Raw genomic sequence first — 10,023 nt, 5'->3', positions numbered from 1 at the left:
AGATTGACGCACGGTTTAATAAGCAAGATCTCATTAGAAAAATCCGGGAAATAGGCAGAAGGAGTGCTGATATTTCTGTTAATTGTATGGATGGAAAGGAATTTTTGAAAAAGATATGTTCGGTTCTTCCTGTTGATAATACTTTCATAAATATAGATCCACCATATGTGAATAAAGGACCTGTATTATACCAGAATTCGTTTACAGCGAAAGATCACATTGATTTAAGTAATACTATTAAAAAGCTTAAACAGACGTGGGTAGTTACATATGATGTTGATGACTTGATAAAATCTTTATATAAGAATTATTTTATAAGAGAGATTTCTTTAGGCTACAGTGCTGGAAGTAAGCGTAAAACAGGGCTTGAATATCTTATTACGAATATAAAGGAAAGATAAGAGGTGTATGTACCTATGTTTCGGTCAATTAAAATTAGGGACTTTCGTCAATTTCAAGACCGAGAATTGTTTTTGGGTAATTATGTTACAGTGTTGGCAGGAAGGAATTCAACCGGAAAATCAACGATTCTTGGCTTATTGGCAAATTGTGCGGAAATTAAAAAGAGTGTTGCTGGTACATACACTAATGGAAGGTTTCGTGCTGAATTTAGTGAAATTATTAAAGGCAGCAAACAATTTGATAAAACAGATTCGGGGATTTTTCAAATTATTGTTGATGAACCGGACGGAACAAAAATAACTTGTGAATTTCGCACCACTTGGCAGAAATATGATAGTGATGATAAAACTGCGGAGCGTTTCAGAGTGATTCCGAAATGGAAGAAACCTTTGGATCAAACCACTACTGAAGCAAAATTGGAAAGGCCTGTAATTTATTTGGGCTTGTCACGTTTGTTTCCAGTTGGTGAGGCACTGAAGGTTGGAGTTAAACAACCAAAACTAAAGTTTGATAATCCGCAACACGAAAGTTGGTTTAACGAAAACTATCTTAAAATATTGTCAATTAATGAAACTCTCAAAGCAGTAACGAACTATTCTATTAGTGAGACTGATAAAAAGATTGGTGTTGGTATAACAACAGAGAAATATGACTATTTAACGAACTCTTCAGGTCAGGATAATCTTGGTCAGATTTTACTTAGCATCCTGTCTTTCAAACGTATACGAGAAAAATTGGACAATGAGTGGAAAGGCGGACTGTTATTGATAGACGAAATTGATGCCACCTTGCATCCGATTGCACAAAATAGGCTTCTGGAGCTTTTAGTAAAGGAAGCAAAGAAAACGGGATTTCAGGTGGTATTCACGACCCATAGTTTAAGTTTACTACGCTATGCCAGTATCAAAACAGAACATAATACAAAAGCACCTAATCAAAATATTGAAGTGTATTATTTTACAAATGCAAATAGACGATTAGACTTACTTCGAAATCCTCCATATTATGCGATGGAAAATGATTTGATGATTCAATCAGCAGTGCAAAATCATCCTGTCGTAAAAATATATACCGAGGATGCTGAAGCAAGATGGCTTTTAGGAAAGATAATTGGTATTTATGAATCTTATGTAGAATTGCTGAATGTAAAAGTTGGATGTCAGTCATTAATGACAATGTATATGAGCGACATGCAATATTTTACACAGACCTTAATTATTTTGGATGGAGATGCATCGTATAAGACCCTTAATACTGTTCCTAAAGCTTTAAGGGAAAAATTTGGGAATATAATGCTTTTGCCGGGTAAAAAAAGGCCGGAAGAGGTGCTTTACAATTATATTTTAAGCCTTAAACCTGAACATGAATTCTGGACAGAGGCGGCTCCATACAGCTTAACATGGCAGTTTTTTAAAGATAACGGTCCGGATTCAGTGAGATATAAGAAGTTGGGGAATAATAAAACTAAAGAGCGTGATAAATACAAGGCATGGTTTTTAGATCATGTGCAATTCTTCGACCAGACGCATTTAGGTAAATACTGGGTACGTGACAATAAAGATGAGGTTGAACAGTTTTTAGCAACTTTTAAAGCGGCTTATAATGCGGTTGCTCATAGAACATTTGCACCGATTATTAGAGATTGATTATTGTTAAATATAGAAAGATTAGACAAAGATGAGACAAAAAGAGTGACAGAAAGTGCATATGATTCAATAAAAGCAGCAATAATTTTTCTTTAGTTGGTAAACAGCGTGGTCTTGAAGATACTAGGGAAACCGATAATTGAACAGTATATAGATTGGAATGCTTTATCGAGAAAGAAGTCTCGTGACTTTAGGAAAATCAGTCCTTCTTTGTGCCAATCATTTTCTTCACTTCTTTGTCGAAGTCAGATTCAATGCGTTGAGTTTTGTTGAATTTCTCATATTCGGACAGGGCTTTCGCGTCGGCTGCTTTTCTGGAAATATGACCGGAATCTTGTAAAACGTCATACCGGCGGAAGGCCAGGAATTCGTTCACGCTGGCAGCGAATTGTTCCATGGTGAAGGTTATTTCCCGTTCAATCAGGTCTTCGATGTAATCAAAATAACCTGAAACGGCGCTTTCTAGTCTCCGGATCTGCATCTCGCTGAGATAGTTTTTGGCTATCGTAACGTCGGATTTTAGAACACGGCCATCTGGAGAATTCTTCCAAACAGTAAGACCCATGTGTTCTTTTGTATGATCTGCACGACTGTGTATAATTTCTGCAGCAGTCTGACCGGTAATCGCATAATGGAACTTGTTCTGAATCATAGCATAAAACTGGTGAGTAACCTCGGCGTCTTTATCATAATCAATACTGCACTCCTGAAAAATATCTGTGATCTGTTGCCAGATACGTCGTTCGCTTGCCCGGATGGAGCGGACACGTTCCAGCAGTTCATGAAAATAATCCTTATCGAAAACGGTGTGGGCCTGCTTTAAACGTTCATCATCCATTGCAAAGCCTTTGATAATAAATTCTTTTAGTATTCTGGTGGCCCAGATTCGGAACTGCGTTGCACGGCGAGAATTAACACGATAACCGACAGAGATAATAGCATCAAGATTATAAAATAATAACTCTCTCTCTACCTGACGAGAACCTTCCTGCTGAACTGCTCGAATTTTTCGAGTAGTTGCTTTTTCTTCCAATTCCTGAATTTTATAGATTTCTTTTAAATGGTAATTGATGGTGTGGCTTTCCACGCCAAACAATTCGGCCATGGACTTCTGCGTCAACCAAATGCTTTCGTCTTTTATGATAGCATTAACGGAAACTTCTCCATCGGCAGATCGATACATCAAAAATTTAAACTGGTTTGTATCCATAATATATTTCCCTTCTTGATGCAAACTATAGATATTTCAAATTATTATTATTAAGATATGTATTATCGAGAACTTTTGTTTGCTATTATTTTACCACGCTCTTGCTAAAATGTAAATGTCCATTCATCCCTTTCCCCCAATTCCCAGCAGCTTTTCCATCTTTTCTTTTCGCTCTTTTGTCATCTGCCGGTTGCGGCTGGTGTTGCGCAGGGTTAGGCAGTAGCAGCGTTCTTTCATCCGGTCCACGGCCCGCTGGCGGGTGGGGTTCAGGCCCTGTTCCAGGGCTTCCTGGGTCATGGGGGTGATGACGATCAGGGGAATGTATTTCCGGTAGCAGGTCTTGACGATCTCTTCCATGTTGATGTCGAAGAAGTTGCTGTTGGTCTCGCCGCCGAAGTCGTCAAACACAAGTAAATCGTGGCGGCAGATGTCGTCCAGATATTGTTGCCTGTTCTCCCGGTTCAGGGAGAGCAGGTTTTTTACGATTTCCATGAAGCTGGTCACCAGGCAGCGGTAGCCTTTGTCGCACAGGGCATTGACAATCTGGACGGCGGCGTAGGTCTTGCCGGCGCCTTTGGGGCCAAACAGGAAGATGCCGCTGCCGTCCTGTTTCATTTCTTCGAAGTGGTCCGCATATTGTCGGAAGTAACATGTGGCTTTGGGGCTGCCGCCGTCGTCGTTGTCAAACGTCCATTGGTGCATGTAGGCGTAGGGCAGGGCATGCAGGCGACACAGTTCCGCCTGTTCCCGCCGCTCCCGTTCTGTGCGTTCGGCCGCAATCCGGGCCAGGCATTCCTGCTGGCACTTACAGCGGATGGGGAAGGCCCGCATTTCGCCCCGCCACATGTGCAGAATCTGTTTGGGCGTGTGGCAGTAGCCGCAGTACATGACGCCGTCTTTTTCGTAGTCGCCTTCGTGGTAGCCGCCTTCGAAGGTGTCTTCGTTGATCCGGGTATAGCCATACCGGGCCCAGTCATAGCCGCTGTTGCCGGAGAGGATGTCCCGGACGGGTGTCAGGTCGTGGTCCATGTCAGTCCACCACCGTTCCGTAGAAGCCGTTGCTGTAGGGGGCCTGTTCGTCGCCCGGCTGGAACAGCAGGCTGTCGCCCCGGGCTTTTTTGTCCTTGTACTTACCCTGCAGAATGTTTTCCAGATGGTCCGGGTTCAGCATCCACCCCAGAGTGATGGCCCAGCCCCGGTTGTTCCGGGAGTGGCCCAGCAGGAACTGGCTGTTGCCTACGTTGTGGACGGCTTTCTGAAGGGCTTCCTCCCCGTACTGTTCCAGCAGGGCTTCCATCCGTTTCAGCATGGCGGGGTAGAGGCCCTGGAACTTGTTGTCCAGGGGCAGCCCGTTCCAGGCGTTCAGAATGTTCCGTACCGGCTCCGGCAGCTGATCGGCGGGAATCAGGCGTGTGTTTTTTGGCCGGGGCGGTTTTGCCGGTTCGGCTGTTTCTGCTGTTGTGATGATTTGATTCTGTGTTGCCGGTGTTGTGACCGTGTTTTGTGTTTCTGTTTCCGGCCGCCGCTGCGCAGTAGATATCGCGGCAGCGATATCCGCCTTTTTATTATTCTCTTTAGTCTTTTCTTTTGCTTCTTTTCTTTTCTCTTTCTCTGTTTCTTTTTCCGTTGCGCCGGTGGCGTCAGTGTTGTATGCGACGGACTTTTTTGCTTTGCTGCGGCGGTTCGGTCCGGCGCAGGCCGGCAGCTGCAGGCTGTCGTCTTCGGTACGGGTCAGCTGCTGCAGCTGTTCCATGATTTGGACGGTGGCTTCTACCGTTTCCGCCGGGCAGTGGAAGTAGTCCGCCAGTTCTGATACGGTCATGGTGAGACCCGGCGTCAGCCGCACGCAGCCTTCCGGGTCCCGGGCGGCCAGGGCCAGCATCCGGAACCACACGGCCAGTACGGCGTTGGTATCGTCCCCCGCCAGAAATTCGATGGCGGCGATGGTGTTAGGGTCAAAGGTTTTGGCTAAACGGTTTTTGGTCATGGTGATTTACATCTTTCCCTTTTCGTGTCTGTTATTCTGCCTTTCAGGCAGGCTCATGATCTGCTTGTCGGTAAATACTTCCCGCAGTTTATTCAATGCGTTGCGTTTTGTGACGCTGACGGTGTTGGTGTTGCTGTGCAGCTCTTCTGCGATTTCCGCAATGCTCATCTGCCGGAAGAAGAAACCGGTGATAACCTGCCGTTCCATCTTTCCCAGATATTTCAGGCAGTCACGTACCCTGCGGTTCCATTCCTTCCGCAGGATATCCTGTTCCGGATCCGCAATGCGGCCGTCGATGTATTCCTGTCGTTCGTCTTCGGTTTCACTCTCCGTGTCGGGGTGCACTTCCCGCTGGCTGCGGTTCCCGTTCCGTTTGATCTGGTTCAGCAGGTCACAGTTCATGGCCCGGATCAGCTGTCTGGAAATGTCTGCCGGATTGCAGGTCAGAGCTTCTTTGCTCCAGAAGTCCACCATGGTCATGGCGGCGATACTGTAGGCTTCTTCTCTGCCAAGGCTGGCAGCATAATAGCGCCGCCCGCTGATCTTCTTCACCAGGGGATTTGCCTTGCAGCATAACAGTCCGAAGACTGAGGTATCGCCCTTACGGTACCGGTCCAGGATCGGTTCCCAGTCCGGGGAGGAGATGAAAAGTGCTCGTTCGGCTTCTCCGGATACCGGATCCGGCTGTGGGGATCGGCCGTTCTGTAAACCGCATTTTGCTTGCGTTTTCGGATTCAATTTGACATGCCTCCTTTGGGATGCTTTTTCGTTGAAATTTGCGGCTTTTTAAAGATAGAAGACGGGACGGATTATGTCAATAGAACCAAGAGCTGGTGCGGGTTTTGAAAACTTTGACTAAAGTTTGGGTAAACTTTTGATAAACTTGTAGAAAAGTTTGGATAAAGTTGGAGAGTGAGGATGAATTGGTCTATAAATAAAACTTCAAATTGAAATGAATTTTTTTTTTAAAAAAGATATTTTTTTTGATGAGGTTGCTGCAGTTTTCACTGCTTCTGCGCAAAACGAAAATTTTTTAGAATTTTGGTTTTAATGGTGAAGTTTAAAGTTGACAAACTGTATACAAAGTGGTAATATGCTTTTCGTGCCCGGTTAACAGTTCTGATAATTACGGACAAAACCATAACTCTGACCAAAGGACGTGAAACGTTGACATGGATTTTATATGTACATCGGAAGACAGTAAACGAGGAAACCGGATCCGGTTGTTGCGGATGCAGCATGGCATGACCCAGGCCGATCTGGCCGGGGAGATGAAAGTGTCTGTCAATACGGTATCCGGTTGGGAAGCGGGGAAGAGGCCTTCTGTGAAACACTGGCACATGCTTTGCCAGTTCTTCCGGATTCCCTGCGATGTGATTGGAGAGGCGTCTTCCGCTCTCACCGATGCCCATCGGTTTCAGATCAGCTTTCTGAAGCAGCTGGGGCTTTGTGCCGACTGCCAGCAAAAGGTTGAGGAAGCCATCGACCTGTATTACGGAGAGAATACTCCGCATTAAAGAATAAAGTGTAATCAATACAATTATTACCATACCGGAACCTGTTGACCCACATTAGCACTTTGCGCCTTTACGCAAAGCGCTTTTTTTATTGTCGGAAAAAATTTTTAAAAATTGACTTAAGATTTGGGTACCCCTTGTGGAGATTATAAGTGGAGGGCCAAATACGGACTGCCGGTGAAAGGCTGGCCGCAACGGTTGGCGGTATGCCCTTGGTAAGCTGCCTGTGCTGTTACGATGGCCTGCGTGCATCTTGCGACGTGACGGCAGCGGTTTGCATAATGGCCTTCAGAGCATAAAAGAGAGAGGAGGTGATACCCATGCTCAACGATAACCCTGTGACGGAAGAGATGATCCGGGATATGGCCCGGGAAGCAAAAAACGGCATCCGCCGCATCTTTCTCCACTGGACCGGCGGGCACTACGGTCATAACGAAGATGCCTATCACATCTGCATCGACCGCAACGGCGAAGTGTATCTGAACTGTAAAAGTTTTATAAACTTTAAGACCCACACCTGGATGCACAACAGCGGCGCCATCGGCATCGCCCTGCTGTGCGGGTACGACGCCCACTGCTGGGCTCCCGCCGGCAAAGATGCCAGTCTGCTGGATGTGGCTTACGAAAGCGACCGCCCGGCCCGGAACGACTGCGCCGTCATCGATTACGGCGAAGAGCCGCCCACCCCCCGTCAGATCAAGGCGATGGCCAAAGTGGTGGCGCTGCTCTGCCGTGAACTGTGCCTGCCCCTTACGGAAGACACGGTGATGACCCACTGCGAGATCGCTTTTGTGGACGGCTACGGCCCCGGCGACGGCGACCCGGACATGCGCTGGGACCTGTGGTTTCTGCCGGAAGCCGGAACCACGGACGGCGCGCTGTACCCCGGCGGCATGTTATTGCGCGCTAAAGCGCAGTATTATCTGGATACTGCGGAAGCAGAGTAAGTATTTTTTAATTAATCGTGTGCGCCGGGGTTGATCCTGAAGGGTTCAGGCCGAAAGAGAAGCTGCGCTGCACGAAGGTAAAGCGCGGCGCACCGAAACGTATGACCCGGAACACCAACGGCGTTAGGAAAAAGGAAAGGACGTGATCATATGGCAGCAGTTATGAATGTAATCAAACGAACCCTCAGTATTGCCATCTCCCGCGGCGAAGACGCCGACGGCAACCAGGTGAGCAAAAGCTATATCTACAACAATGTGAAACCGGACGCGGAACCGGAGAAGATTCTGGCGGTGGGCAAAGCCTTAGGCGGCTTGTTCGACAATGACATCACCGGGCTGACCGTGATTGAGCGTGCGGCATTGACTGAGGAATAAGGGCGTCCCTCTGATGCCGCCTTCGCTTGCAACCCTAACGCTTCGGGCGTGTCCCGCGTCGCGTTGTTCTGTGTAAAGGATTGTTGCGTAAATTGTAAGACCTTCCTTAATGTACAGTTCCTCGCGCCCTACGGGTGCACGGGTTGCAGCGCTCACACGGCATCATCCGGGACTTAACTAAATTTGAAATGTAAAAAAGGAGGATTCAAGCTATGACGAGCGATACCGATCTGGATTTAGTTTTTAAAAACGCGGCCGGCAAAAAGGTAAACTTCAATATTGAGGAACCGAAGGCCGGCGTCACAAAAGCGGAAATCGACGCCGCCATGCAGGTGGTGGTGGAAAATAACATCTTTAACACCAGCGGCGGTGATATCGTGGAAGCGGTGGAAGGTTGTCTGCGTACCGTAACCCGTGATGTTGTGGCAGAATAAGACCGCTGCCTGTGAAAAACAAGGAGGCGGAAGATGGAAGTGTCTGAAGTATTCGGCTTTATCAAGGACTTCGGCTTCCCCATGGTGCTGAGCTGGTTTCTGCTGGTGCGCATGGAAAACAAACTGGCGGGTTTGACGGAGGTCATCGGGGAGCTGAGCTGCAACATCGCTGCCCTGCGGAGCGAAACGCCAAAAAAGGCGGGATAGAACAGCCTGCGACAGCATGCAGGTATTAAAAAAAAGGCGTCGGCAAATGCCGGCGTCTTTATCCATATTCTGATATTCACTGTATGGCTTTAACTAATAATGTAAGGAAAATTTGATTCGAAAATTCTGTAAGGCCTTTTGGCTTTCGTTGATTATATAAATAATGTATGTAATCTAACTGCGTTACGGTATCTCATAAACGTTTGGAGGGTAAACAAATGACGAAAAAAGATCTCAAAGAACTGATGGACCTACCAATGACGGATTTTGGCAATGCGCTGCGCCTGCAGATTCTGTTTGGCAGGCGGTGGGTGTATTTACCCCAATTCCGGTACTGGATGTACCGTGAGCAACACAGCTGGATCGGAAAGCGGAGCGTTAATGCTGTACACGCGGCTTCCGAAGCTTTCCGTAAGCTGGCAAAAGAGATTTACCGGCTGCCGGTTCCCAAAGAAGAATACGAACAGAGCCGCCGTGTGCACCTTATCAGCTGGCTTATGCACTCCCAGCGTCCCACCTGTGCAAAGCATGCCTTGACGATGTTCCGGGATATGCAGGTGGCAGAGATGGCGGTGCGGGAAGAGGTACTGGAGGGGAACTGAGAGAAGACTTAATTTAAATATGTAGAAGGAAAATATTTTATTGCTTGAAATAGTATTATGCAATAAATAACGTTGCATTTGAAGGATATTTACCAATGCGGTGAAACCGCTTGTCTGGTAATTTGGAACAAACAGTACGGTGTTAGGAAATCGGTGTTTTATGTATGCGGCGGAGCCGCTGTTTGGAATCGCCCGCCGGGAGAAAACAAATCATTAGAATAACATAACGAAAAGGAAGGAGGGCCATCACCGGTAGCTTATTTTGCTTGTGAAATATAATTGAATTTATAATTGCCAGTTGCGAGAAGCAAGCACACTTTAAACAGATTTTAAACAAAAAACTTGTTTAAAATCTGTTTTCGTGTTATTATAATTGCGGAGGTGGTTTTATGAAACTATTGCGTGTGAAAGCGAATCATTTTAAAAATTGTAGTGATAACTATACAATAGATTTAGTTGCAAAATCAAGAAAAACTGCTGAAGATAAGGAATATGAGCTGCAGGAAATTGCGCCAGGACTGTTTACTTATAATACCATGGCATTTATTGGAAAAAATGCATCAGGGAAAACTTCAGCTATAGAATTATTAGATTGTTGCTATTCCATATTAGAAGGATTTCAAGTTGAAGATAAGCATTATTCCTATGATGGAATTGAGTTAGAAATCTTTTTTTATCACAAAGGTTTCTTGTATT

At 46.1% G+C, this 10,023-nt stretch carries 12 protein-coding genes and 1 pseudogene; 9 read left to right on the top strand and 4 right to left on the bottom strand.

Annotated elements, in window-relative coordinates:
- Both ACZOWY_RS11595 and ACZOWY_RS11590 read left to right on the top strand, forming a co-directional pair.
- Positions 1-401: DNA adenine methylase (locus ACZOWY_RS11595; protein ID WP_484398314.1), on the top strand; the 401-nt coding region annotated here is incomplete at its 5' end.
- A 15-nt stretch (positions 402-416) separates the two neighbouring features.
- A complete protein-coding gene (locus ACZOWY_RS11590) occupies positions 417-2,048 on the top strand; it encodes an ATP-binding protein (RefSeq protein ID WP_484398308.1) in 1,632 nt (543 codons plus the stop codon).
- A 199-nt stretch (positions 2,049-2,247) separates the two neighbouring features.
- On the opposite strand, the gene ACZOWY_RS11585 is transcribed toward ACZOWY_RS11590, so the two are convergent.
- The 4 genes from ACZOWY_RS11585 to ACZOWY_RS11570 form a co-directional block, all read right to left on the bottom strand.
- Positions 2,248-3,258, bottom strand: coding sequence for a virulence RhuM family protein (locus ACZOWY_RS11585; protein ID WP_484398302.1), 1,011 nt, complete (start codon positions 3,256-3,258; stop codon positions 2,248-2,250).
- 123 nt (positions 3,259-3,381) lie between these two features.
- Entirely contained in the window at positions 3,382-4,287 is a 906-nt protein-coding gene (locus ACZOWY_RS11580) for an ATP-binding protein (protein WP_484398296.1), read from the bottom strand.
- A 1-nt stretch (position 4,288) separates the two neighbouring features.
- Entirely contained in the window at positions 4,289-5,245 is a 957-nt protein-coding gene (locus tag ACZOWY_RS11575; RefSeq protein ID WP_484398291.1) for a phage replisome organizer N-terminal domain-containing protein, read from the bottom strand.
- Positions 5,246-5,251: 6 nt separating this feature from the next.
- Positions 5,252-5,983: an RNA polymerase sigma factor gene (locus ACZOWY_RS11570; protein WP_484398285.1), complete on the bottom strand. Its 732-nt coding sequence runs from the start codon at positions 5,981-5,983 to the stop codon at positions 5,252-5,254.
- Between the two features lie 434 nt (positions 5,984-6,417).
- Between ACZOWY_RS11570 and ACZOWY_RS11565 the strand changes: the two genes are divergently transcribed.
- The 7 genes and pseudogenes from ACZOWY_RS11565 to ACZOWY_RS11535 form a co-directional block, all read left to right on the top strand.
- Positions 6,418-6,762: a helix-turn-helix transcriptional regulator gene (locus tag ACZOWY_RS11565; protein WP_484398279.1), complete on the top strand. Its 345-nt coding sequence runs from the start codon at positions 6,418-6,420 to the stop codon at positions 6,760-6,762.
- Between the two features lie 320 nt (positions 6,763-7,082).
- The gene (locus ACZOWY_RS11560; RefSeq protein ID WP_484398273.1) at positions 7,083-7,709 is read left to right on the top strand and encodes a peptidoglycan recognition protein family protein; all 627 of its coding nucleotides are present in this window, start codon (positions 7,083-7,085) and stop codon (positions 7,707-7,709) included.
- Positions 7,710-7,859: 150 nt separating this feature from the next.
- Entirely contained in the window at positions 7,860-8,084 is a 225-nt protein-coding gene (locus ACZOWY_RS11555; RefSeq protein ID WP_484398268.1) for a DUF1659 domain-containing protein, read from the top strand.
- Positions 8,085-8,296: 212 nt separating this feature from the next.
- Positions 8,297-8,518 carry a DUF2922 domain-containing protein gene (locus tag ACZOWY_RS11550; RefSeq protein ID WP_484398263.1) on the top strand — a complete coding sequence of 74 codons (222 nt, stop codon included), beginning with the start codon at positions 8,297-8,299 and terminating at the stop codon, positions 8,516-8,518.
- A gap of 33 nt (positions 8,519-8,551) precedes the next feature.
- A complete protein-coding gene (locus ACZOWY_RS11545) occupies positions 8,552-8,725 on the top strand; it encodes a YvrJ family protein (protein WP_484398257.1) in 174 nt (57 codons plus the stop codon).
- Between the two features lie 218 nt (positions 8,726-8,943).
- Complete coding sequence (locus tag ACZOWY_RS11540; RefSeq protein ID WP_484398252.1) at positions 8,944-9,327, top strand: hypothetical protein; 384 nt, start codon at positions 8,944-8,946, stop codon at positions 9,325-9,327.
- Positions 9,328-9,716: 389 nt separating this feature from the next.
- Positions 9,717-10,023 (top strand): annotated as a pseudogene (locus ACZOWY_RS11535) (AAA family ATPase); the annotation flags it as partial.

Source organism: Succiniclasticum sp. (assembly GCF_056977735.1).
The sequence above is the reverse complement of the archived record's forward strand: the minus strand, read 5'-3'. Positions and strand labels throughout refer to the sequence as shown.